Raw genomic sequence first — 24821 nt, forward strand, 5'->3', positions numbered from 1 at the left:
CAAGGGCAGGGATCCGAACAAGATCGAGACAAGGCCTGTGCGGATGTCAGTCCCTGCGGCAATACTTGCGGCCGTGCACTTCTTCCCGCGCTGACCGCACGGGGCGGGAGCAACCGTCCGATGACCGAGGGGGAGGTCGAGGTCAAGGTGACACATCCGCCGAACGGCAGCGCCGTGCCGCCGAGTCCGCCGGGGCGGCCGCCCGCCGGGCCCGCGCCGGTGATGCCCGCCGTCCCGCCGCAGGCACCGGGCCCGTCGCCCGCGCCGCCCGCCACCGCGCGCCGCACGGCCTGGGCCGAGGGGACGGACCGGCTGCGCGCCGCCGCGACCACCGAGCCGGGCAAGCTGCGCATCATCGGTGCCGTACTGGCCCTGCTCGTCGTCGCGTTCGGCGCGGTCACCACCTGGCAGATGACGGACCGCTCGGCCGCCGCGGACGACGTGCTGCACCGCAGCCAGCCGCTGAGCGCCGACGCCGCGGCCATCTACCGCTCGCTCGCCGACGCCAACACCGCGGCCTCCAGCGGCTTCCTCGCGGGCGGCCAGGAACCGGCCGCCGTGCGCTCCCGCTACGAGAACGACATCAAGCGGGCCTCCGAGAAGCTCGCGACGGCCGCGTCGAACGCGGGCTCGGACTCCTCGTCGGCGGCCGCCGTCGGCAAGCTGAACAAGCTCCTGCCCGAGTACACAGGACTGATCGAGCGGGCCCGCGCCAACAACCGCCAGGGCCTGCCCCTCGGCGGCGCCTATCTGCGGTACGCGAACGACAAGATGCAGACCCAGATGCTCCCGGCCGCCGAGAAGCTCTACAAGGCGGAGAACGGCCGGCTCGACTCCGACTACGGCAACGCGAAGCCCTACCCGTGGCTCGCCATCGCCCTCGGCGTCCTCGCACTCGCCGCCCTCGCCTGGGCGCAGCGCCGCAACTACCGCCGTACGAACCGGGTGTTCAACCAGGGCATGCTCGCCGCCACCGCCGCCACCACCGTCGTGCTGCTCTGGCTCGTCGTCGGCCACACCTTCGCGCGCTCGGGGCTCAACGACTCGTACGACAACGGCGTGCAGTCCCTGAACGTCCTCAACGACGCCCGCATCAGCTCCCTGAAGGCCCGGGGCAACGAAAACCTGACGCTGGTCAGCCGCGGCGCGGAGACCACCGAGGTCAAGGGCGAGCCCGAGGACAAGTTCGACGTCTCCTACCGCTCGATGATGAAGCGGCTCGGCGGCGCCGACAGCGGGCTGCTCGGGAAGGCGGCCGCGCTCGCCGACGACACGGACGGCAGGAACCCGGTCGCCGAGGCCGCGAAGAACGTGGGCGTCTGGAAGGACCGGCACAAGGAAGCACGCGCCAGCGACGACTCCGGTGAGTACCAAGAAGCCCTCGACAAGGTCATCGGCACCAAGGCGGACGCCCCGACCGGCGAGTGCTTCGACAACGTGGACGCCGCCCTGGAGCAGGCACTCGCGCACGAACAGGGCGAGTTCAAGCAGGCGGCCGAGGACGGCAGGGGCGCCATGAGCGGCCTGCCGGTCGGCGCCGCCGTGCTCGCGGTCCTCGGCGCGGCGGGCGCCGTGCTCGGCATCGGCCGCAGGCTTTCGGAGTACCGATGACGGGGGCACAGGCGAAAGGGGGCGCGCAGACGATGCGTACACGACGTGGCACGGGCAGGCTGCGCGGCGGGAAACAAGAAGGGCGCGAAGCGCTTCCGCAGAAGGGTGGTGGCGGGCGACGGGCGGGCGTTGGGACGATGGGAATCGCCTGCGCGCTGACGGGGACGCTCGTGTTCGTGCTGCCGCAGCAGGGCGGCGGGGACGACGGCGCGGACCGGGGCGGCCCCGGTGTCACCGTGGCCTCGCCCGCGCGGGCCGACGCGGACGACTGCAACGACCGCAGCCTGCGCCCCTCGTCCAAGGACGGCCCGACGATCGACGCCATCAAGAACCGCAAGGTCAAGAAGCTCGTCGTCGGCGTCGACCAGAACAGCTACCAGTGGGGCTACCGCGACCCGAACAAGAAGGGCGGCGAGCTCGAAGGCTTCGACATCGACCTCGCGCACAAGATCGCCGAGGAGATCTTCGGTGACCCCGAGGCCGTCAAGTTCCGCGCCATCCCCACCAATCAGCGCATCCCGGCCATCAAGAGCGGCCAGGTCGACATGGTCGTACGCACCATGACCATCAACTGCCAGCGCCTGGACGACGTCGACTTCTCCACCGGGTACTTCGAGACGGGCCAGCAGGTGCTCGCCCCGAAGAAGTCCGACATCACCGGCTACAACGACACGCTGAAGGGCAAGAAGGTCTGCTCCGCCGCCGGTTCCATCGCACTGGAGCAGCTGGAGAAGAAGAACTTCGGCGCCGACATCTCCACCACGGTGCCCAACCAGCTCGACTGCCTGGTGCGCCTCCAGCTCGGCGAGGTCGACGCCGTGGTCACCGACAGCGCGCTCGCCGCGGGCCAGGCCGCGCAGGACCCGACGGTCGAGCTCAAGGGCGAGGAGCCGTTCACCACCGAGCACTACGGCGTCGCGATGAAGAAGGGCTCCGACGACCTGGTGCGCCGGGTCAACAAGGTCCTCGACGACTACCGCGAGGACGGCGGCTGGCAGAAGTCCTACGACAAGTGGCTCGCGGGCGGCCTCAGCAGCAAGGTGACCCCACCCGCACCGGAGTACCGCGACTGACCGCCAACGGACCTGGTACCACTGAAGAGTTACGGCACACGCAGAGCGGAGAGTGATCGATGAGCGTCGCGGGACCCCCCGGTCCGGTGATGGACCGGGACGAGGTGGACCGTGCGCTGGCGCGCCTCGACGCCGAGCACGAGGCGATCGAGACCTCGCTCCTCGCCCTGCAGGACCACGCGGGACGCCGCCTCCTGGAAGGCGCCGCGCTCACCGGCGTCACCGAGGAGCGCTGGTCCGACGCGGAGGGCCGCATCACGCTGCTCTGGGCGTACTTCGACGCGTACGCGGCCGCCCTGCGCACCGCGCACGAGCTGCGCGCCCGCCGCCGCTGGCCCAGCCGCGACGACCTCGTGGAGCTGACCGAGCTGCTGCGCGGCGAGTCCGTGACCGTCGCGGGCGGCACGACGGGCGGCACATCGCCCTCGATCACCGGACCCGCCAGGCTCACCGAACGCTTCACGCTCGAAGAGCTCGTGGCCCGGATGAACGACCTGTACGCGCACTCGCTCGACATGGTCGTCGCGGCCGACGCGGTCTGGTCGGCGCTGCCCGCCCGCATAGACCTGCTCGCCGCCGAACTGGCCCGCACCCGCCAGCTCGCCCACTCCGTCGGCGTACGCCCCGGTGAGCACCCGGCGGGCGACGACCTGGAGCGCATCACGCGCGCCCTGACCGCCCTGCGCGAGCAGGTGGTCTCCGATCCGCTCGCCTTCTGGCAGCGCGCGCAGGGCAGTTCGGCGCCCGGCGGCGGCCGCCCGCACACCGACCGCTACGACCGCGAGGCACGCGCCCTGGAGGACGTGCGCCGCGAGATCGACGCGGTGCTCACCGTCCGCCAGGACGCGGAGGCCCGCCTCGGCCGCCTGCGCGACGTGCTCTCGCGCGCGGACCGCACCCTCGCGGAGGCCAGGAGCGCCCGCGGCGAGGTCCTCGCGAAGATCGCCGCCTCCGAGGTGCCCGCCGTCAGCGGCCCGCCGACCGCGCTCCAGGAGCAGCTGGCGATGGCGTCGGACTACCGCAGGAACGCCCAGTGGCACCGCCTCTCACCGCTCCTGGAGTCCCTTGAGCAGAAGGCCGAGGACGAACTCCTGCGCGCCCGCGAGTCGTTGACGGCGGTGACGGCGCCGCTCGCGGTCCGCGCCGAGCTGCGCGGCCGCCTCGACGCGTACAAGGCGAAGGTCGCCCGGCACGGCCACGCCGAGGACCCGCTCCTGATCGAGCGGTACGACGCGGCCCGCCGGATGCTGTGGAGCGCGCCCTGCGACCTGCGCGTGGCCGAGCAGGCGGTGCTCCGCTACCAGCAGGCCGCGGCCGAGGCGCTCGTGCCGAGGGTCCCGCAGCAGGGCGGGCCCACCGACCGGAGGGGGGAATCGTGAGTCAGCGGCAGTGTCAGCGGCCCGGGTGCACGGGGTCGTACGAGGACGTCGGCGGCGGCGAGCTGTACTGCGACACCTGCGGTCTCGCCCCGGTCGTCGCGCCGAACGGCATGGTCGGCTCGTCGCCGACCGGTCTCACCGGCGGCGGCAAGGAGTCGCGGGGCTCCGGCAGTTCGAGTTCCCGCTCCTCCTCGCGGTCGTCGCGGTCCTCCCGCTCCCAGTCCTCGCGCAAGTCGGTGTCGGGGCGCCTGTCCCGCTCGCTGTCCGGGCGTTCGACCTCGCGCTCGGTGTCGGTGCGCAGCTCGGGTTCCGCGGCCAGTTCGTCGGCGCGCGGCCGGCTCGGCGTCGGCCTGGTCGCGGTGCCCGACGTGCCGCGCCCCGACCCGCGCGGCGCCGTCCTGCGGAACCCCGAGGTGCCCGAGCGGAAGCGATTCTGCTCGCGCTCGGACTGCGGCGCCCCGGTGGGCCGCGCGCGCGGTGAACGCCCGGGCCGCACCGAGGGGTTCTGCACCAAGTGCGGCCACCCCTACTCCTTCGTACCGAAGCTGAACCCGGGCGACATCGTGCACGGTCAGTACGAGGTCGTGGGCTGTCTGGCGCACGGCGGCCTCGGCTGGGTCTATCTCGCCATCGACCGCGCGGTGTCCGACCGCTGGGTCGTCCTCAAGGGCCTGCTCGACACCGGCGACCAGGACGCGATGGCCGCCGCGATCTCCGAGCGCCGCTTCCTCGCCGAGATCGAGCACGCCAACATCGTGCGGATCTACAACTTCGTCGAGCACCTCGACCAGCGCACCGGCTCCATGGACGGCTACATCGTCATGGAGTACGTCGGCGGCAAATCCCTCAAGGAGATCGCCAACAGCCGCCGCACCGCCGACGGCAAGCGCGACCCGCTGCCGGTCGAGCAGGCCTGCGCGTACGGCATCGAGGCACTCGAAGCCCTCGGACACCTGCACAGCCGCAACGTGCTGTACTGCGACTTCAAGGTCGACAACGCCATCCAGACCGAGGACCAGCTCAAGGTCATCGACATGGGCGCGGTCCGCAGGATGGACGACGACGAGTCCGCGATCTACGGCACCGTCGGCTACCAGGCGCCCGAAGTCGCCGAGGTGGGCCCCTCCGTGGCCTCCGACCTCTACACCGTCGCGCGCACGCTCGCCGTCCTGACCTTCGACTTCCAGGGCTACACGAACGTCTTCGTTGACTCCCTGCCCGACCCCGACAACATCGAGGTCTTCCAGAAGTACGAGTCCTTCTACCGGCTCCTGGTGCGCGCCACGGACCCCGACCCGGCCCGCCGCTTCGCGTCCGCGCAGGAGATGGCCGAGCAGCTCACCGGCGTCCTGCGGGAGGTCGTGGCCCTCCAGACGGGCAAGCCGCGCCCGGCCCTCTCCACCCTCTTCGGGCCCGAAGTGAAGGTCACGGACACGGAGTTGCTCGCGGACCTCTCGGGCGACGTGTCACGGCTCGGGGCGCGCAGGACGGGCCCGGAGGAGAACGGCGGCCCCCCGGCGCTGCCCCCGGCGACGGCGACGACGCCGACCACCATCGTGCGCCCCCTGGACGCCGCGGCGACGGCCCTCGCGCTCCCGGTGCCACGGGTCGACCCGAACGACCCGAACGCCGGATTCCTCGCCGGACTCATGGCCTCCGCGCCCGCCGAGCTGATCAGCGCCCTCGGGGCCGCGCCCGGCGACTCCGTCGAGCTGCAGCTGCGCGGCCTGCGCGCCCGCCTCGCCATGGGCGAACTGGCGCCCGCCGCCGAGGCCTTGGCCGATCTGGAGCTCCAGCATCCGGACGACTGGCGCGTGGTCTGGTACCGCGGCGTCGCCGCCCTCGCCACCGGCGACTTCGAGAACTCCGCGCTGTCCTTCGACGCCGTCTACGACGCGTTCCCCGGCGAGCCCGCACCGAAGCTGGCGCTCGGCGTGTGCGCGGAGGTGCTCGGCCAGCTGGACAACGCCGCCGAGTACTACCGCCTGGTGTGGACCACCGACCCGAGCTTCGTGAGCGCCGCCTTCGGCCTGGCCCGTGTGCAGCTCGCCGCCGACGACCGGCGCGGCGCCGTGCGCACCCTGGAGTCGGTCCCCGAGTCCTCCATCCACTACACCGCGGCCCGGGTCGCGGCGGTGCGGGCGCGGCTGCGGCAGCGTATGACCTCCGACACGGCGGCCACCACGGGCGCCGGCTTCCTGGACGACCTGACGGCCGCTGCGGGGCAGGTCGAGGCGCTCGCGGGCTTCGGTCTCGACGCGGTGCGCAGGGAGCGCCTGTCGACCGAGGTCCTTGGCACCGCGCTCGACTGGGTACTCTCCGGTAGGCACTCTGGTCACGCTTCCGCACCACCGGCCACCACCGGCACGCGGACGGTACTGCTCGGCAGCGACCTGGACGAGCGTGGTATCCGGTTCGGTCTGGAGCGTTCGTACCGGACACTGGCCCGGCTCGCTCAGGGTGGCCAGGAGAGGATCGAACTGGTGGAACGGGCCAACCGTTTCCGCCCCCGGACGTGGGTGTGAGTATGTCGCAGATGCCCCAGCTGTCTGCCTGCCCCAGCTGTGAGGAGCCGCTGGAGTCGGGTGACCTGTTTTGCGGTGCGTGCGGGTTCGACCTGTCGGTGGTGCCGGCGCGTCCCGACACCTCCCCGAACGGGTCGGCCGCGGCCAACGGCGCCGCCGGGTCCGCCACGGAGTGGCCGGTCGCCCCCGAGGTGGACAGCTCCGACGTGCCGGTGCCGACGCATCGGCCCGCCGACGTACCGGGCACGGACTCGGCGGGGACGGATCTCACGGAGCCGCCCGTCGCCGAACCCGATCTCGTGGAACCCGATCGCGTGGAATCCGATCTCATGGAACCCGACGAGTACCCGCTTCCGGCGCCCGGCGCCACGGAACCGCCCGCCGATCCCGCCGCGCACCCCGGCGCCCCCGAGGCCCCCGAGACCCCCGAAGGCGCCGACCCCCGCACGAGCGCCCCCGAACCGACCCCGCCCGCGGGCACCAAGCTCTGCGTCGCCTGCCGCTCGGGCCGCGTCGACCCCGACGGGTACTGCGAGAACTGCGGGCACGCCCAGCCGCGCGAGCGCGACCACATGGAGCAGGAGCTCGACGCGGTCGCCGCGGTCAGCGACCGCGGCCTGCGCCACCACCGCAACGAGGACGCGTTCGCGATCTCCTCGGCCGCGCTGCCCGACGGCTCGCCCGCCGTCGTCGCGATCGTCTGCGACGGCGTCTCGTCGGCGACCAGGCCCGACGACGCCTCGCTCGCCGCGTCCCGCGCCGCCAACGAGTCCCTGCAGGGCTCCCTGCCGCGCGGCACCCACCCGCAGCAGGCCATGCACGACGCGATCATCGCGGCGGCCGACGCCGTCAACGCCCTGGCCGCCGAGCCCGCTTCGGCCCGCGCGGACCGCCCCCACCAGAACGCGCCCGCCTGCACCCTGGTCGGCTCGATCGTCGCGGGCGGCCTGCTCGTCGTCGGCTGGGTCGGCGACAGCCGCGCCTACTGGGTCCCCGACGACCGCTCGGGCCCCACCGTCCGCCTCACCGAGGACGACTCCTGGGCGGCACAGATGGTGGCCGCGGGACTGATGAACGAGGCCGAGGCGTACGCCGACGAGCGCGCGCACGCCATCACGGGCTGGCTCGGCGCCGACGCGTACGAACTGGAGCCGCACACCGCTTCCTTCAAGCCGGACCGTGCGGGTGTAGTGGTGGTGTGCACCGACGGCCTGTGGAACTACGCGGAAGCGGTCGAGGAGATGGCGGGGGCGGTGCCCGCCGACGCCGCGGACCGGCCGCTGCACAGCGCCCAGGTCCTGGTCGGTCACGCCCTGGACGGCGGGGGCCACGACAACGTAACAGTGGCGGTCGTCCCGTTCCCGTTCGTGCCGCAAGGGGCAGGATCGGCCTAGAGCGGGCTCCTTCCCGGCACGGACGGGGAGCGGCCGCACGCGCCAACACATGTGTCGCCCGGCCGACTTGGGGGAGGCCGGGGGGCGGACGTCTGAGGATCTGAGGGGGAGCAGCATCCATGGCCAATTTCTCGAAGTCGAACGTGCCGCAGTTCTCGGTGGACGTGTACCAGAACGAGTACCTGCCGGAGGGCGGCCGGGAGGTCAACGCCATCGCCACGGTGACCTCGACCGGCGGCGGAACCATCGGCTCCGCGGTCGGTGCGCCCCATCTGTACTCCGCGGGGCAGAGCCCTGACGCGGCCGTCGCGATCATGGTCGACTGCTCGGGCTCCATGGACTACCCGCCGACGAAGATGCGCGGCGCCCGCGACGCCACGGCCGCCGCGATCGACGCCGTCCGCGACGGCGTGCACTTCGCGGTGATCGGCGGCACGCACATCGCCAAGGAGGTCTACCCCGGCAACGGCCGCCTCGCGGTGGCCGATCCGCAGACCCGGGAGCAGGCCAAGCAGGCGCTGCGCAGGCTCAGCGCGGGCGGCGGCACGGCGATCGGCACCTGGCTGCGCCTCGCCGACCGCCTCCTGTCCTCCGCGGACGTCGCCATAAGCCACGGCATCCTGCTCACCGACGGCCGCAATGAACACGAGTCACCCGAGGACCTCAAGGCCGCCCTCGACTCCTGCGCGGGCCGCTTCACCTGCGACGCCCGCGGTGTCGGCACCGACTGGGAGGTGAAGGAGGTCACAGGCATCGCCTCCGCGCTGCTCGGGACCGCCGACATCGTCGCCGACCCCGCCGGTCTCGCCGCCGACTTCACGCAGATGATGGAGGCGGCCATGGGCAAGGAGGTCGCCGACGTCAGTCTGCGGCTGTGGACGCCGCTCGGCGCGGAGATCAAGTTCGTCAAGCAAGTGGCGCCCACCGTCGAGGAGTTGACCGACCGCCGCACGGAGGCGGGGCCCCGCGCCGGGGACTACCCCACGGGGTCCTGGGGCGACGAGTCCCGCGACTACCACATCTGTGTCCAGGTGCCGGGCGCCGAACTGGGCCAGGAGATGCTCGCGGCCCGGGTCTCGCTGGTCGTGCCGCAGGGCGACGGCAGCGTACAGACGCTGTCGCAGGGCCTGGTGCGGGCGGTGTGGACGGACGACATGGCGGCCTCCACATCGATCAATCCGCAGGTCGCGCACTACACGGGGCAGGCGGAACTGGCACAAGTCATCCAGCAGGGTCTGGACGCCCGCAAATCGGGAGATGTCGACGGGGCAACGGCGAAGCTGGGCCGCGCCGTTCAGCTCGCCAGCGCCTCCGGCAACGCGGATACGGCGAAACTGCTTTCGAAGGTGGTGGACGTCGTCGATGCCGCTGCAGGTACTGTTCGATTGAAGGCGAAGGTCGCCGAGGCCGACGAGATGACACTCGAGACGCGCTCGACGAAAACAGTTCGCGTGAAGAAGCAGTAGTGGCGCAGTAGCCGCACGCGAACGCTCCACCAGCAATTCCGTAAGCGAAAAGCGCAGTACACGGCCCTCGGGCCGGAGAAGGAGAGGGGGAAGCGCCGACATGCCGACCTGCCCGAACGGACACCAGTCGGGTTCCGACGACTGGTGCGAGGTCTGCGGTCACCGCATGGCCGGTGCCGTGCCTCCGCCGCCCCCGCCGCCGCCCGCGGCCGGGTACGGCTATCCCCCGCCGCCGCCCGGTCAGGACCCGGGCTTCCCGCAGCCCGCGCCGCCGCGCCCGCATCTGGCCGCCGTGCCGGACCCGGTGCCCGAGGCGGAGCTCTGCCCGCAGTGCCGCACGCCCCGCGAGGCGAACGCGCCGTTCTGCGAGGAGTGCCGCTGGAACTTCCTGACGAACACGGCCACCTCGTACACCCCGGCCGCGCCGAACCCGCCGATTCCCGGCACGCACGGCGGCCCCGGCCCCGGCATGCCGCCGCCCGGGCCGAACCCCGCGCAGCAGTTCCAGCAGCCGCCGGGACCGGGATACGAGTACCAGGGCTCGCGCCCCTCGCAGGTGAACCGGCCCGCCGAGCCGATCCCGCCGTTCGGCAACGGCACCGGTGCGGGCAACGGCGGCAACGGCCTCGGCCAGCCGGGTCCCGGCCAGCCCGGTCCCGGCCCGGCGGGTCCCGGCCAGCCGGGTCCGGGTCGGCCGCCCGGCCCCGGTCAGGTGCCGCCCGGCGCCCCGCAGGCGTTCCAGCAGCCCGGTCCGCCCGGCCCGCCCGCGCCGCCCGCGTTCCCGCAGGAGACGGGCGCCCCGCAGGGCCCGCCCCCGCCGCCGCCCGGTCCCACGGGCCCCGGCACCGGCGGCCCGTCCTTCGGCGGCGGAGGCGACGACTGGGTGATCTCGCCGCCCTCGGCCCCGGCCCAGCAGGATCCGTTCCCGCAGGCTCCCGCGCAGCCGCAGGACCCGTTCCCGCAGGCCCCCGTGCAGCCGCAGGACCCGTTCCAGCAGGGTCCCCCGCAGCCGCAGGCCGCGCAGGGCCCCGGCACGTGGACGGCGACGATCGGTCCCGACCGTGAGTACTTCATGGCGATGATGCAGCGCAGCGGCCCCGAGGCATCGGGCCTGAACCTGCCCGCGTACTCGCCGGAACAGCAGCGTCCGCTGGTCGGCAACCAGATCACCATCGGCCGCCGCAGGCACTCCACGGGCGACACCCCGGACATCGACCTGTCGGTGCCGCCGGAGGACCCGGGCGTATCGCACCAGCACGCGGTCCTGGTCCAGCAGCCGGACAGCACCTGGGCGGTCGTCGACCAGAACTCCACGAACGGCACCACGGTCAACCACGGCGAGGAGCCCATCCAGCCGTTCGTCCCCGTCCCGCTCCAGGACGGCGACCAGGTGCACGTGGGCGCCTGGACGACCATCACGGTCCGCCGCGACTGAGTCCGCGGCGGCGGGCGGTCACAGCGGCCAGGCGTACGGCCCTTCGGGGTCGTCGAGCCAGGCCCACGCATAGGGACCGCTCACGGTGATCCCGAAGCGCTCGCGCACCGGCCGCCCCTCGCGCTGCCACAGCGCGAGCGCCTCATGGGGATCAAGGCTGTCCGCGGTCAGCTCCAGGAGAAAACGGAAGAGCTCGTTCTGCAGGGCCCTGCGCGGCAGCCCCCCGATGTGCTGCTCGTGCGGGGCCCTTCCGCTGCCGCCGCGCAGCGGCACGAAGTAGGCGGGCGTGTGCAGGAAGCGGCCCTCGGCGTACTCCGCGTCCCGCACGGTCAGCGTGATCAGGCCGGTGGCGAGCGGCGCGAGGATCCGGGCGCCGGGACGGCACTGGGCGAGCCAGGCCCTGGGCACCGAGGTCAGGGTGCAGGTGGCGATGATCCGGTCGTACGGGGCGTGCTCGGGGCAGCCGGCCGCCCCGTCGCCGGTCACCACGGCCGGACGGTAGCCCGCGGCCGCCAGGTGCCGCCGCGCGGACTCGGTGATCTCCGGGTCGAGGTCGACGGTCGTGACGTGGTCGTCGCCCAGCCGGTGCGCGAGCAGCGCCGCGTTGTAGCCGGTGCCCGCGCCGATCTCCAGGACCCGGTCCCCCGGGCGCACCGCCAGCTCGTCGAGCATCTTCGCCATCAGGGACGGCTGGCTGCTCGACGACACCAGATCGCCGTCGCGCACCCGGGTGGCCAGCGGCGCGTCCGCGTACGCCCCGCGCAGCCAGCGCCGCCGCCTGGTGGCGTCCGGGTCCTCGCACCACAGCCGCTCGTAGCCGCCGCCCGCGTTGACGTAGTAGTACGGCACGAACACATGCCGCGGCACGGCCTCGAACGCCGCACGCCAGCCGGAATCGCCCCGCCAGACCCCGGTCACGTCGATCTCACGCACGAGGGCGGCCCGCGCCTCCGCGGCGAGTGCAGCGTCGGGTTCCATGAGTCCACTGTGCTGCGCCGTCGCCGCCGATGCGAGTGGCGGGGCGGGGGCGCTCCGGGGCAGGGTCCTAAGCCTTCGGTACTCGGCCGCCCCGTCTGAGACCATGGACGGTGTGAAAGAGATCCCACGCGGCACGCTTCAGGAGCAGACCTTCTACGAGCAGGTCGGCGGCGAGAAGACCTTCCGGCGCCTGGTCCACCTCTTCTACCAGGGGATCGCGGAGGACCCGCTGCTGCGGCCCATGTACCCGGAGGAGGACCTCGGTCCCGCCGAGGAGCGGCTCGCGCTGTTCCTGATGCAGTACTGGGGCGGCCCCCGCACCTACAGCGACCACCGGGGCCACCCCCGCCTCCGCATGCGGCACGCGCCGTTCACGGTCGACAGGGCGGCGCACGACGCCTGGCTGAAGCACATGCGCGCGGCGGTCGACGAGCTCGGCCTCTCCGAGGAGCACGAGCGGACGCTGTGGAACTACCTGACGTACGCGGCGGCGTCCATGGTCAACTCCGAGGGGTGACCTCCGGGGGGTGACCCCACGGGGTGACCTCCAGGAGGTGGGGCCTCCGGGGCCTGAACCCCGAGGGCCACCCTCCGTGCCCTTCTGACCCCTTCCCCAAACTGCCTGCCCTCTGAAAACATCCCAAAGGACCGCCGGGGGGCAGACCACAGGCACACGTACGCACGCGGCACCCGCACACGTACGGCAGGGCACGGGGGGCTACAGAGTGACGGGGTTCGTGTTCCTGCGCGTACGCGCACACCGTCTGCTGCTCGCCGCGGCCCTCCTCGCCGTCCTGCTGACCACGGTGGTGCTCGCCACCCTGACCGCGTTCTCCGGTGCGATCGGCGACGCGGCCCTGCGGCAGAGCCTGCGCACCCGCTCGGCGGCCCAGGCCGCGCTCGTCGTACGCACCCAAGTCCCGCCCGGCCAGGACGAGTCGGCGCGGCACGAGGTGCGGAAGGGCGCCGAGCGCACCTTCGACGGGCTTCCCGTACGGCTGCGCTCCCTCGCCCGCTCGGAGACCTACGCACTGCCGGACACCGGCCGCGCCGAGCGCGGCGAGCGCGGCGAACGCGGCGAACGCGGCGAACGCGGCGAACGCGGCGAACAGCCCGACCTCACCCGCCTCGCGGCGCTCGACCGGTCCAGGATCCGCCTGACCAAGGGCAGTTGGCCGGCCGGCGGGACCAAGGGCCCGGTCGAGGTGGCCCTGCCGGAGACCGCCGCCGCCAAGCTGCGGCTCGGCCCCGGCGCGGCCCCCTTCACCCTCACCGACCGTCTGACGGGACCGAAGGTCACCGTCCGCGTCACCGGCGTCTACCGCCCCGCCGACGCCGCGGACCCGTACTGGCAGCTCGACGAGCTCGGCGGGCGCGGCATGCGCAAGGGCGTCTTCATGACGTACGGTCCGCTGCTCGTCGCCCCCTCGGTGCTCACCGGGTCACGCGTCTCGACGGAGGGCACCCAGTGGCTGGCCACCGCCGACTTCGGCGCCGTGACCACGGGCCGCGTCGACGCGCTGCGCACCGCCGCGGCCAAGGGCCCCGCCGCGCTCGCCGACAACCGTGCCCTGGGCGGCAATCCGAGCGCCGACACCGCGCTCCCCGAGGTCCTCGACCGGGCCGAACGCGCCCTGCTCGTCTCCCGTTCCACCCTGCTGATCGTCGCCCTCCAGCTCATCATGCTCGCCGGGTACGCGCTGCTGCTCGTGGCCCGGCTGCTCAGCACGGAGCGCGGCGGCGAGACCGAACTGCTGCTCGCCCGCGGCGGTGCGCGCGGCCGGATCGCCTGGCTCGCCGCCGTCGAGGCCCTGCTCCTCGCGCTGCCCGCGGCCGTCGCCGCACCGCTGCTCGCGGGCCCGGCGACGCGGCTGCTCGCCGGACAGGGCGCACTGTCCCGGACGGGCCTTCGCCTCGACGTGTCGGCGGGCACCGGCGTGTGGCTCGCGGGCCTGGTCACCGCCCTCGGCTGCGCGCTCGCCGTCGTCGCCCCCGCCCTTTCGGCCGCTTCGGGCATACGCCGGTCCGTGCGGGCACCCGCGCTGCCCGCGCCGCTGCGGGCCGGTGCGGATGTGGGGCTGCTGGTCATCGCCGCCGTCGCGTACTGGCAGCTGGACAGCAGGACTTCGGGCACCGGGGCGCTCAGCGACGACCGGGGCGGGCGGCTCGGCATCGACCCGCTCCTGGTCGCCGCGCCCGCCCTCGCCCTCCTCGCCGGCACCGTCGTGACCCTGCGCCTGCTGCCGCCCGCCGCCCGGCTCGCCGAGCGCCGCGCGGCCCGCGGCCGGGGTCTGCCCGGGGCGCTCGCGGGCTGGCAGCTCAGCAGGCGGCCGTTGCGCGGCGCCGGGCCCGTACTGCTCCTGGTGCTCGCCGTCGCGATGGGCATGCTGGCGATCGGGCAGGGCGCGTCGTGGGACCGGTCGCAGGAAGACCAGGCGGACTTCCGCGCGGGCACCCAGATCCGGGTGCTCGGCAGCCGGGTGCCGGACGGCCAACAGGAGCGCGTCTTCGCCGGGTTGCCCGGCGTGCGCGCCGCCGCGGCCGCCGTACGCGACACCATGAACCTGTCGGACGACCGCCGGGCGACGGTCCTCGCGCTCGACACCGCGAAGGCCGCGCCCGGGCTGCTGACCCGCGGCGACCGCGGGGACCGGGACACGATCGCCTCGGCACTCGCCCCGAACCGGCCGTCGGGGAAAGCCGGTTCGCAACTCCGGGCCGTGGTCACGGAGCCGTTCCTGCGCGCGAGCGGCGCACGGGTCGGCGACCTGATCGAGGTCCCGGCCGGGAGCCGTGACGTACAGGTACGGATCGCGAAGGCCGTCCCCGACCTGCCGACGTCGGGGCCCGCGGAGGGCTCCGACCGATCCGCGGGACCCGACAGCGGCGCCGTCCTGGTCGACCTGCCGAGCCTCGACGCCCGCATCACCAGGAACGGCGCGAAGCCGCTCGCCCCCTCGGAGTGGTGGCTCACCACCCGCCCCGGCAAGGCCGCCGAGGCGGCCACGGCACTGCGCGCCCGCCCCGACATCGACCCCGAACAGGTCCTGGTGCGCGACGAGATCGCCGCGGAGCTGCGCGACGACCCGCTCGGCGCGGGCCCGCAGTCCGCGCTGCTCGCGGTGGCCGCGGCCGCCGCCGCCCTCGCCGCGGTCGGCTTCGCGGTGAGCGCGGCGGGGTCGCTGCGCGAGCGGACCGCGGAGTTCGCGGTGCTCCGCGCGCTCGGCGCACCACGCCGCCAACTGGCCCGCCTCATCGCCGCGGAACAGGGCTTCCTGCTCGGCCTCGCGCTGCTCGTCGGCCTCGGCCTCGGCGCGGTCCTGACCCGCGCCGTGGTCCCCCTGATCGTCCTCACCGGCGAGGCCACCCAGCCGGTGCCGCCCGTCCTGGTCGAACTCCCGGCGGCCCGCGTCATCACTCTCCTCGCCGCGACGGCCACGGTCCCCCTCCTGATCATCACGGCCCTCTCCCTGCGCCGCGGCGATCCCACGGTGTCCTTGCGCCACGAAGGGGGCAATTGACGTGCCCGTATCCGCTGTTGCCACTCGGGGCCGTATCGGGCTGCGCGTTGCGTCGGTGCCGGTGGAGGTTCCGGTGCCGGTGCTGGTGGAGGTTCCGGTGCCGGTGGAGGTGCCGGTGCTGGTCGAGGTTCCGGTGCTGGTGGAGGTGCCGGTGCCGATCGCCGCAACCCCCCGGCACCTCCGCGCCACGCAGGGAGGCAACTGACGTGCCCGCACCCGCCGTTGCCCCCTGGATCCGCACCCGGCTGCGTGCCGCCCCCGGTGCCGCGGTCGCGCTGGGCGCGCTCGTGGTGGTGACCGCGTTTCTCGCCGCGCTCTTCCCGCGGGCCGTCGAGGCGTACGAGAACGACGCCGTCCGCACCGCCGTCGCCGACGCGGGCCCCGCCCGCACCGGCATCGAACTCACCGCCCGTGCACCGGGCCTCGAAGCCGACCAGCGCGACCGCGAGGACGCGCTGCGCCCGGGACCGCTGGGCAGGCAGTACGCGCGGACGCTCACGGCCATGCCCGCACCGATCCGGGTGGACGCCGCACAGTCGACGTACGGCACGCGGACCGTCAAGTCACCGCCCGGCCTCGACCGTTGGCTGCCCAGGCTCGATGATCCCCCGTCCCAGTTCACGCTGGCCGCCCAGGCCGGACTCGACCGGCACGCGCGCGTGCGGGAGGGCAGGCTGCCCCGCGGCGAGGGCGTCACGTCGGACAGCCGCGGCGTCGAGGCGGCCGTGACCGCGGACACCGCACGGGTGATGAAGCTGCGGGTCGGCACGGACCTGCACCTGCCGTCCGTCTCGGGCCCGCGCGTCACCGTCCGGATCACCGGCATCGTCGAACCCCTGCGGCCCGGGTCCGCCTACTGGTCGTACGACCCCGTGCTGCGCACCCCCGCCGAGGAGCTCGCCCCGACCCGGGCCCCGCAACCCAAGCTCTGGCACGCCGGGCTGCTCCTCGCCCCCGAGGCGGGCGCGTTCCTGCCCGCCGTGGACCAGAACCCGCAGCGGTACTGGCGCGTCGCCCCCGTCTCCAGCGGCCTCACCGCCCGCGACCTGACCCCGCTCAAGGCGCGCATCGCCTCCCTGGAGGGCGGACCGCTGCTCACCCGGCTGCGCGACCTCACGCACCCGGACGCCCTGGTCTCCACCGACCTCGACAAGGTCCTCACGGAGCACGCGGTCCTGCGCGACGCGGTCGCCCCGGTCGTCGCCGTGGCGGCGTACGGCGTCGGCGGGATCGCGGCCGTCGTTCTCCTGATGACCTGCGCGCTGAGCGCGGCCCGCAGGAACGGCGAACTGGCGCTGCTGCGTTCGCGCGGCGGCTCCCTGCGCGGCATCGCGGGACGGCTGCTCGCCGAGACGTCCGTGGTGGTGGTGCCCGCGGCGGGCGTCGGCCTGCTGCTCGCGGTACTCGCCGTGCCGCACGCGCGCGTGGCCCCTTCCCTTTGGGCGGCGGCCGGTGTGTGCGTGCTCGCCTGCGCGGTGCTCCCGGTGCGGACGGCGTTCGCGCACCGCAGACCGCGCGTGCACGCGGAACGCGACGACGTCCTGACGGCCCGCCCCTCGCGGCGCCGGACGGTGGCCGAACTGGTGCTGCTCGTCGTTGCGGTGGGGGCGGTGGTGACGCTGCGGAGGCGGGGGACGGGGGGTGGCTCCGCGTCGGGGTCCGGAACAGGCTCCGCGTCGGGGTCCGGGACAGGCTCCGCGTCCGGCTCCGCGTCGGGAAGCGGAGGCTCCGGCTCGGGCGTCGGCTCGGCGGACTGGCTGGTCAGCGCCGCCCCCGTGCTCATCGGCTGCATCGCCGCACTCCTTCTCGTACGCCTGTATCCCCTTCCTCTGCGCCTCCTCGCCCGCCCGTTCGCGCGACGGCGCGGCGCGCTCGGCTTCCTGTCGATGGCGAGCGCGGGGCGGGCCTCCGCCGCCCATGTCCTGCCGCTGCTCGGCCTGTTGCTCGCGCTGACGACGGCGGCCTTCGGCGGTTCGGTGCTGGCCGGTGTGCACGACGCCCGGGACCGCACGGCGCTCCTCACGGTCGGCGCGGACGCCCGCGTGCAGCGCTCCGACGCCCCGCTGCCCGCAGCCCTCGCCGCCGAGCTGCGCAAGGCCTCCGGGGTGCGCGACGTCGCGGCCGTCCACATCGACTGGAACCTGACGCTGCCCGACGGCTCGTCCGCCGTGCTGGTCGCGGTGGACCCCACGACGTACGCACGGCTGACGGGCACGACCGGGCTCGGCCCGCTGACCAGGACGGACCTCGCGGCCGCGAAGTCGGCGCCGCTGCCCGCCGTCGCGTCACCCGACGTCGCCCGCCGCCTCGGCACCACCGCCCACACCTTCCGTACCCCCTCCGGCACCTTCACCGCGAAGGTCGGCCCGATCCGCACGACCACCCCCGCACTCCCCACCCAGGGCACCTTCCTCCTGATCGACCGCGCGGGCCTGCCCCGGGCCAAGGACACGGCACTGCTCGCGACGGGCGACGGCATCACGCGGGAGGCGGTCGCGGGGGCGGCGGGACGGGCGGGGGCGGAGGTGGAGGCGGGGCCTGAGTCGGGCACAGGCACTGGCACTGGCACAGGCACAGACCCGGGCGCGGTCAAGATCGACATCCGCGCCGACGCGCGCGCCGCCCTCACCAGCTCCCCCCTGCAATCCGGCGCCGAACGCGTCTACGCGGCCGCCGTCGCCGCGGCCGCCGGATACGCCGCGCTCGCCGTCCTGCTCTCCCTGCTGCAGTCCGCGCCCCGCCGCGCCACGCTCCTCGGCCGGCTGCGCACCATGGGCCTGAGCGCGCGCCAGGGCCGTCGGCTCCTCGCGCTCGAGGCCCTGCCGCAGGCGCTGCTCGCGGCCGTCGGCGGGGTCCTCGCGGGGTGGGCGGCGATCGCCCTGCTCGCGGAGGGGCTCGATCTGCGCCGCATCGCACTGGCCGCGCACGGCGGCCTCACCGGCCTCGGCGACATCACGCTGCGGGCCGACCCCTGGTCGCTGCTGCTGCCCGCGGCGGGCGTCGTCGCGCTCGTCGCCGGGGTGGCGTTCGTCCAGGCGTGGTGGACCACCCGGCGCACGGCCGCCGTCGACCTGAGGACTGGAGACAACCGATGACCGACACCTCCGCCGCGTCCGTCCCCTCGCTCGCCGAGCTGGAGGCACGGGCCACCGCGCACCGCGACCGCCCCGCCTACGGCCACGACGCACTGATCACCTGCGACCGCCTCGTCCGTGTCTTCGCCACCGACGGCGTCGAGGTGCAGGCGCTCCAGGGCCTCGATCTGCTGGTCCGCGACGGCGAGTTGATGGCCTTGGTCGGCGCGTCGGGCAGCGGCAAGTCGACGCTGATGAACATCCTCGCGGGCCTCGACGAGCCGACCGCGGGCGCGGCGCGCGTCGCGGGCCGCGACCTGCTCGGCATGGGCGCGAAGGAACGCCTGCACTACCGCCGCGAGGTGGTCGGCTTCGTATGGCAGCAGACCGCCCGCAACCTGCTGCCCTATCTGACGGCGATTCAGAACGTCGCGCTGCCCATGCAGTTGCGCGGCCGCTCGGCCCTCTCGAAGCGGGCGAAGGCCGAACGCGCCGACCGGCTCCTTGAGTTGCTGAAGGTCGCCGACTGCCGCGACCGCCGCCCGCACCAGATGTCCGGCGGCCAGCAGCAGCGCGTCGCGATCGCGGTGGCCCTGGCCAACGACCCCGCGGTGCTCCTCGCCGACGAACCCACCGGCGAGCTGGACTCGCACACGGCGGAACAGATCTTCGCCGCGTTCCGCACCGCGAACGAGGAACTCGGCACCACGATCGTCATCGTCACCCACGACCAGGCGGTCGCCTCCGAGGTCCGCCGCACGGTCGCCATCCGCGACGGCCGCACCTCCACGGAGGTCCTGCGCCGCACGGAGGTCGACGCGTCGACGGGCCAGGAGTCCCTGATCTCCCGCGAGTACGCGATGCTGGACCGCGCGGGCCGCCTGCAACTGCCCGCCGAGTACACGGCGGCACTGGACATGCGGGACAGGGTGGCGCTGGAACTGGAGCGGGACCACATCGGCGTCTGGCCCGACGACCGGGACTGAGCTGCCGCTGTTGTGGGCAGGCGTTCCGCACGGCGAGTGGGGTCTCCCCTGCTCGAGCGAAGCCGAGAGCTTGGGGAAGGGTGGGCACAACCCACGGTGCCGGGTGTCGCTTACGTGGGCGTGAGCGAAAGTCCCCCGACACCGGCGGCCCGCCGAACAGCGACAGACCCATAAGCCGTACGCAGACGCAGCCAAGCCCCCGAAGACAGCAAGGTCAGCGCGTCCCCCCGCAAGAACCCCAAACCCTGCGCGGCATGAGCGACCCGCACCGGAAGCCCCGTCTCCCCGATCGTCCTGGACCAGATCTCCCGACCCACCCGGTCGAGCTCAGCCCGCACCCGCCGCTCCTGCGGCAACTCCTCGACGCGCGCCTTGAATTCGGCGACGGCGGCCGCCACCAGGCCCCGCACCGCCTCCGGAGCCGGAAGCCCCGGTTCCTGCCGCCAGCCGCCGCGCGGCGGAAGCACCCCGGCCCACGGCGGCCCGGTCACGGCCTCCGGCACATCGGCGACACCCGCCGTCTGCACGGATTCGGCCGACTCGGCCACGGACTCCAGGAGTTCACCGGCGGAGACGGTGACGTCGAGCGTCGTGTCGAGCCCGTCCTCGTACGGCTTGGCGAGCCGCGCCGTACGAATCGCGAGCACCTCGAACGACGGCGGCCGCCCGAACACGGCAAGCGTGTCCCCGGCGGCCTGCAGCCGCACCGCGGCAGCCTTGTCGTAGTGGATCAGCCGGGCCAGGAAGGCGGCCAGATCGGCCGCCTCCCCGGCGTCGGCGAAGTGCAGCCGCGCAGTCATGCGGCAAGCGCCCCCGAGCCACCCTCGGCGTCGTCCAGATACTCCTCGAGCACGGCCTTCTCCTCGGCGGTGATCCGCCGGGGCCGCTGCGCCTCCAGGTTGAAGGGCACGACGACCGTGGAGGCCCGCACGTACACCTGCTCGGGGTCCTTGACCTCGTACGAGATCGTGAGCGATGCCGCGCCTATCTTCGTCACCCACGACTCGATGGTGACCGGCTCGTGCCGGTGCACCAACGGCCGTACGTAGTCGATCTCATGACGGGCCACGACGGACCCGCCCGAGAACGAGGGGCTGCCGTCACCCGGTGCGATCCGGAACATGAAGTCGATCCGCGCCTCTTCCAAGTACCGCAGGAAGACCGCGTTGTTGACGTGCCCGAAGGCATCCATGTCCGACCACCGCATGGGGCAGCTGTAGATATGCCGACTCATGTCAGTGTCAGCCCCGGGTGAGCTTCTTGTAGGTGGCACGGTGCGGACGGGCCGCGTCGGCACCCAGACGCTCGATCTTGTTCTTCTCGTACGACTCGAAGTTGCCCTCGAACCAGTACCACTTGGAGTCGCCCTCGTACGCCAGGATGTGCGTGGCCACTCGGTCCAGGAACCACCGGTCGTGGGAGATCACGACAGCGGCACCCGGGAACTCCAGGAGCGCGTTCTCCAGCGAGGACAGGGTCTCGACGTCCAGGTCGTTCGTCGGCTCGTCGAGGAGCAGCAGGTTGCCGCCCTCCTTGAGGGTCAGCGCCAGGTTGAGGCGGTTGCGCTCACCACCGGAGAGCACCCCCGCGGGCTTCTGCTGGTCCGGACCCTTGAAGCCGAAGGCGCTCACGTACGCACGCGAGGGCATCTCGACCTGACCGACGTTGATGTAGTCCAGCTCGTCCGAGACGACGGCCCACAGCGTCTTCTTCGGGTCGATGTTGGCGCGGCCCTGGTCGACATAGCTGACCTTGACCGTGTCACCGATCCGGATCTTGCCGGAGTCCGGCCTCTCCAGGCCCTGGATCATCTTGAACAGCGTGGTCTTGCCCGCGCCGTTCGGACCGATGATGCCGACGATGCCGTTGCGCGGCAGCGTGAAGCTCAGGTCGTCGATGAGGACCTTGTCACCGAAGGCCTTGGAGAGGTTCTCGACCTCGACGACGATGTTGCCCAGACGCGGGCCCGGCGGGATCTGGATCTCCTCGAAGTCCAGCTTCCGCATCTTGTCCGCCTCGGCGGCCATCTCCTCGTAGCGCGCCAGACGCGCCTTGGACTTGGCCTGACGCCCCTTGGCGTTGGACCGCACCCACTCGAGCTCTTCCTTCAGACGCTTCGCACGCTTGGCGTCCTTCTGGCCCTCGACCTTGAGACGGGACTGCTTCTTCTCCAGGTACGTGGAGTAGTTGCCCTCGTACGGGTGCGCGCGGCCGCGGTCCAGCTCGAGGATCCACTCGGCGACGTTGTCCAGGAAGTACCGGTCGTGGGTGACCGCGACGACAGCACCGGCGTACTTGGAGAGGTGCTGCTCCAGCCAGTTCACCGACTCGGCGTCGAGGTGGTTGGTGGGCTCGTCGAGGAGCAGCAGGTCGGGCGCCTCGATGAGGAGCTTGCAGAGCGCGACGCGGCGCTTCTCACCACCGGAGAGGTTGGTGACGGGCCAGTCGCCGGGCGGGCAGCCCAGCGCGTCCATGGCCTGCTCGAGCTGGGCGTCCAGGTCCCACGCGTTGGCGTGGTCCAGGTCCTCCTGGAGCTTGCCCATCTCCTCCATGAGCGCGTCCGAGTAGTCGGTCGCCATCAGCTCGGCGACCTCGTTGAAGCGCTTGAGCTTGCCCATGACCTCGGCGGCACCGTCCTGGACGTTCTCCAGAACGGTCTTCGACTCGTCGAGCTTCGGCTCCTGCATGAGGATGCCGACGCTGAACCCCGGCGACAGGAACGCGTCACCGTTCGACGGCTGCTCAAGCCCCGCCATGATCTTCAGCACCGTGGACTTACCGGCGCCGTTGGGGCCCACGACACCGATCTTCGCGCCAGGAAGGAAGCTCAAGGTGACGTCATCGAGGATCACCTTGTCGCCGTGCGCCTTGCGCGTCTTGCGCATGGTGTAGATGTACTCAGCCAAGAGAAACCGTCCGGCAATCAGTGAGTGGGCAGATACACCCCATCTTGCCGTACGGCCACCCCCCGGCGGAAACCGGATAGTTTCCGCCTCCGCCGGGATCACGCCTCTCGCCGGGACCACACTCCCCGGCGAGGCCTCTCCTCGCGCCCTGTAGTCGAGCGACTACAAGCCCATTCGCCGCTCTCTTGCGCCCTCAGTCCTCTCTCTTACGCCCTCAGTCCCCTCAGTCCCCTCAGTCTTCGCTCTGCGTCTGCGCCGGGTCCTTCTTCTTGCGCAGGAGGAACACCGCCACTCCGCCGACCAGGACGAAGGCCACCGCGACGCCCGCGATCAATGGTGTGTTGCTGGAGCTGCCGGTCTCGGCCAGGTCGCCGCCGCCGGAGGTGCCGCCCGCGGACGCGGGGCTCGGCTGGGACATGGGCTGTGTCTTGTTGCCGATCGAGGCGCCTTCGGTCCGGCAGTCGAGCACTCCCTTGAAGCGCTTCTGGAAGCCGTTGGGACCCTTGATCGTGAAGTCGTAGGGCTGGTCCTCCTGCAGCGGGATCGTCACGGTCTGCGACGCACCGGCCTTGATGGTGTGCTTGAAGCCCATGAGCCGGAAGGTGAACGGCTGGTCGCCCTTGTTGCTCGCCGTGATGTCCACGCCGCTCTTGGCGCAGTTCTTCTCCGCCGACAGCGCCGGTATCGCGCCCTTCTCGGCCCAGTTGGCGGTCGCCGTCGCCGAGACCGTCGACTCGCTGGAACCCGCGAGTATCTGCGTCTGGCTCCTGGTCTCGGAGGCGAAGGCGCGTCCGACCGGCACGGTGGTCGACGCCTGCACGGAGAGCGCGGCCGAGCCGTCCGGCGCGTCCTTCGGCACGTCGAAGTAGAGGCGGCTGCCGTTGGCCGCGGACTTCACGGGCTTGCCGTTCTTGCCGACGACCTTCACACCGCTGGCCGCGGTGTCGGCGGGCGGCGTCACGGTGACGGCGTCCGCGTCCGTCCGCACGGTGACCGGGCCGATCCGCTCCCCCGGGCGTCCGGAGACGGCGGGCGGTTCGAGTGTGAGCGACGCCTTGGGCTCCGCGCTGCTGCGCGCGCTCTTGTACAGATAGTCGGCGAGCTTCTCGGCCTGCGGGTCGACGGCGTCGACCTTGGCGCCGTCCGAGTACCGCCAGATCGCCACCTGGGTGCCGGCCGCGGCGGTCTCCTCGGTGAGGGACCGCGCGCCCGCCTTCCTGGCGAGCGCGGCGAGGTCGTTCACCTGCGGGTAGGAGTGCTGGAGGATCCAGCGGATCTTGCCCGCGTCGCGGTTGCCGTTCAGCGAGGTGCCGCTCCAGGGGGTCTCCTGGTACTTGGCGTCCTTCTGCGTGGGGTTGTTGATGTCGATGCAGTACGTCTGCAGGGTGCCGCCGTTCTCCACGGACATCTCGAAGAGGCCCGCGGGCACCTGCTCCGAGCTGCCGCCGTCCCGGATGACGGCCTGGCCGTACGTCTGCAGGCCGCCCAGCGTCGCGACCGCACCGCCCCGGTGCTGCGGCGCCTCTTCCGCCGCGGCCGCACCCGCGCCGGCTATCGCGCCCGCCGCGACGAGCCCCGAGGCCGCCGCCACGACGGCGAGGCGGGCCCCGAGGCCACGGCCCCGTATGGACGACGCGGTACGCGCAGAAAACGCTGAAAACACTGAATTCCCCTCCGGGCGGGACCCGTTCGCATGAGGGGGGTGGTCCCGCCAGCAGATTGAAAGGGGCAGGATCATCTGTCACCTGCGTGACATCGCCTGCCAACTGCCCCGTGAGTTACCCCCGGCATCCTAAGGAAGCGGCACACCATCATCCCCGGTGATGTCACGGGACAGCCGATCCGAATCGGAATCGTTATCCCCAACACCCGCTCCGAGCTGGGCTTATCGACAAATCAACGGCATTCATTCGCCGATAAGCCGCACATCGGTCGCCCGCTCCATATGCGTTCCTGACGCACCATCACCCCACGGATGCGGGCTCTCCGTCCGGCTCCTCGGCGCGCTGCCCGCCCCGCTCGGCCGTCGGTTCCGTCAGCGCCGGGTTCGCCTTGAACACCCGGCGGAACGCCGCCGTACCGCGCGACAGATCGTGCCCGATGGCCAGTGCCTCGATGTCCGCCGACGTCCAGTGCTGCCCACCGCGCTCCTCGTCGCGCACCTTCAACCGCCCCTGAACAATGACCGGTTCACCCACCGACACGGATCCCTGGACATTGGTCCCCAGCGCCCGCCAGGCCCACACGGTGAAGAAGTTCGTGTGCCCGTCGGACCACGTGTCCTGCACGCGGTCGTACTTCCGCGTGGTCACCGCGAGGCGAAATCTCGCCACCGGTCCCGTCGGCAACTCCCGGTACACCGGCGTCGTCGCGACGTTCCCCACCACCGTCACCATCGTCTCGCTCATGCCGAGCCCCTCCCGTGCATCCGTTCCGCCGCCGCGCTCGTCGCGGCTGCGATCTCAGATTGCAC

General features: G+C 72.8%; 18 protein-coding genes. 12 read left to right on the top strand and 6 right to left on the bottom strand.

All coding sequences use genetic code 11. From position 1 onward, the window contains the following. The first annotated feature begins 147 nt into the window (after positions 1 to 147). The 7 genes from ACFWZ2_RS36355 (at position 148) to ACFWZ2_RS36385 (ending at position 10883) form a co-directional block, all read left to right on the top strand. Positions 148 to 1611 carry a hypothetical protein gene (locus tag ACFWZ2_RS36355; protein WP_384553230.1) on the top strand — a complete coding sequence of 488 codons (1464 nt, stop codon included), beginning with the start codon at positions 148 to 150 and terminating at the stop codon, positions 1609 to 1611. A 137-nt stretch (positions 1612 to 1748) separates the two neighbouring features. Next, positions 1749 to 2684, top strand: a complete 936-nt coding sequence (locus ACFWZ2_RS36360; RefSeq protein WP_384553184.1) for a glutamate ABC transporter substrate-binding protein — start codon at positions 1749 to 1751, stop codon at positions 2682 to 2684. A 59-nt stretch (positions 2685 to 2743) separates the two neighbouring features. Next, positions 2744 to 4063, top strand: coding sequence for a hypothetical protein (locus tag ACFWZ2_RS36365; RefSeq protein ID WP_384553186.1), 1320 nt, complete (start codon positions 2744 to 2746; stop codon positions 4061 to 4063). Continuing rightward, positions 4057 to 6588 carry a tetratricopeptide repeat protein gene (locus ACFWZ2_RS36370; protein WP_384553232.1) on the top strand — a complete coding sequence of 844 codons (2532 nt, stop codon included), beginning with the start codon at positions 4057 to 4059 and terminating at the stop codon, positions 6586 to 6588. Before ACFWZ2_RS36365 ends, ACFWZ2_RS36370 begins: the two co-directional genes overlap by 7 nt. 2 nt (positions 6589 to 6590) lie before the next feature. Beyond that, positions 6591 to 7982: a protein phosphatase 2C domain-containing protein gene (locus ACFWZ2_RS36375; RefSeq protein ID WP_384553188.1), complete on the top strand. Its 1392-nt coding sequence runs from the start codon at positions 6591 to 6593 to the stop codon at positions 7980 to 7982. A 119-nt stretch (positions 7983 to 8101) separates the two neighbouring features. After that, on the top strand, positions 8102 to 9448 hold the full coding sequence (locus ACFWZ2_RS36380) for a VWA domain-containing protein (RefSeq protein ID WP_384553190.1): 1347 nt from the start codon (positions 8102 to 8104) through the stop codon (positions 9446 to 9448). Between the two features lie 100 nt (positions 9449 to 9548). Beyond that, the gene (locus tag ACFWZ2_RS36385) at positions 9549 to 10883 is read left to right on the top strand and encodes an FHA domain-containing protein (RefSeq protein WP_384553192.1); all 1335 of its coding nucleotides are present in this window, start codon (positions 9549 to 9551) and stop codon (positions 10881 to 10883) included. Between the two features lie 18 nt (positions 10884 to 10901). Here ACFWZ2_RS36385 and ACFWZ2_RS36390 read toward each other — a convergent pair whose 3' ends face one another. After that, on the bottom strand, positions 10902 to 11861 hold the full coding sequence (locus ACFWZ2_RS36390; RefSeq protein ID WP_384553194.1) for a methyltransferase domain-containing protein: 960 nt from the start codon (positions 11859 to 11861) through the stop codon (positions 10902 to 10904). 103 nt (positions 11862 to 11964) lie between these two features. Between ACFWZ2_RS36390 and ACFWZ2_RS36395 the strand changes: the two genes are divergently transcribed. From ACFWZ2_RS36395 to ACFWZ2_RS36415, 5 genes are all read left to right on the top strand, one after another. Next, positions 11965 to 12378: a globin gene (locus ACFWZ2_RS36395; protein ID WP_384553196.1), complete on the top strand. Its 414-nt coding sequence runs from the start codon at positions 11965 to 11967 to the stop codon at positions 12376 to 12378. A 208-nt stretch (positions 12379 to 12586) separates the two neighbouring features. Continuing rightward, a complete protein-coding gene (locus ACFWZ2_RS36400) occupies positions 12587 to 15382 on the top strand; it encodes an FtsX-like permease family protein (RefSeq protein ID WP_384553198.1) in 2796 nt (931 codons plus the stop codon). A gap of 1 nt (position 15383) precedes the next feature. After that, the gene (locus tag ACFWZ2_RS36405; protein WP_384553200.1) at positions 15384 to 15587 is read left to right on the top strand and encodes a hypothetical protein; all 204 of its coding nucleotides are present in this window, start codon (positions 15384 to 15386) and stop codon (positions 15585 to 15587) included. Position 15588: 1 nt separating this feature from the next. Next, entirely contained in the window at positions 15589 to 18477 is a 2889-nt protein-coding gene (locus ACFWZ2_RS36410; RefSeq protein ID WP_384553202.1) for an FtsX-like permease family protein, read from the top strand. Then, complete coding sequence (locus tag ACFWZ2_RS36415; RefSeq protein ID WP_384553203.1) at positions 18474 to 19442, top strand: ABC transporter ATP-binding protein; 969 nt, start codon at positions 18474 to 18476, stop codon at positions 19440 to 19442. The genes ACFWZ2_RS36410 and ACFWZ2_RS36415 overlap by 4 nt, the downstream gene beginning before the upstream one ends. A 110-nt stretch (positions 19443 to 19552) precedes the next feature. Here the strand turns inward: ACFWZ2_RS36415 and ACFWZ2_RS36420 are convergent, their stop codons facing one another. The 5 genes from ACFWZ2_RS36420 to ACFWZ2_RS36440 all read right to left on the bottom strand — a co-directional run bounded on the left by ACFWZ2_RS36420 (position 19553) and on the right by ACFWZ2_RS36440 (position 24756). Continuing rightward, positions 19553 to 20242 carry a hypothetical protein gene (locus tag ACFWZ2_RS36420; protein ID WP_384553205.1) on the bottom strand — a complete coding sequence of 230 codons (690 nt, stop codon included), beginning with the start codon at positions 20240 to 20242 and terminating at the stop codon, positions 19553 to 19555. Next, positions 20239 to 20676, bottom strand: coding sequence for an acyl-CoA thioesterase (locus tag ACFWZ2_RS36425; protein WP_384553207.1), 438 nt, complete (start codon positions 20674 to 20676; stop codon positions 20239 to 20241). Before ACFWZ2_RS36425 ends, ACFWZ2_RS36420 begins: the two co-directional genes overlap by 4 nt. A gap of 7 nt (positions 20677 to 20683) precedes the next feature. Then, complete coding sequence (gene ettA / locus ACFWZ2_RS36430; RefSeq protein ID WP_384553209.1) at positions 20684 to 22348, bottom strand: energy-dependent translational throttle protein EttA; 1665 nt, start codon at positions 22346 to 22348, stop codon at positions 20684 to 20686. A 232-nt stretch (positions 22349 to 22580) separates the two neighbouring features. Beyond that, complete coding sequence (locus ACFWZ2_RS36435) at positions 22581 to 23975, bottom strand: Cys-Gln thioester bond-forming surface protein (RefSeq protein WP_384553234.1); 1395 nt, start codon at positions 23973 to 23975, stop codon at positions 22581 to 22583. A gap of 337 nt (positions 23976 to 24312) precedes the next feature. Continuing rightward, positions 24313 to 24756: a single-stranded DNA-binding protein gene (locus ACFWZ2_RS36440; RefSeq protein ID WP_384553211.1), complete on the bottom strand. Its 444-nt coding sequence runs from the start codon at positions 24754 to 24756 to the stop codon at positions 24313 to 24315. Positions 24757 to 24821 lie beyond the last annotated feature (65 nt).

It is taken from the genome of Streptomyces sp. NPDC059002 (assembly GCF_042740435.1).
GTDB lineage: Bacteria > Actinomycetota > Actinomycetes > Streptomycetales > Streptomycetaceae > Streptomyces.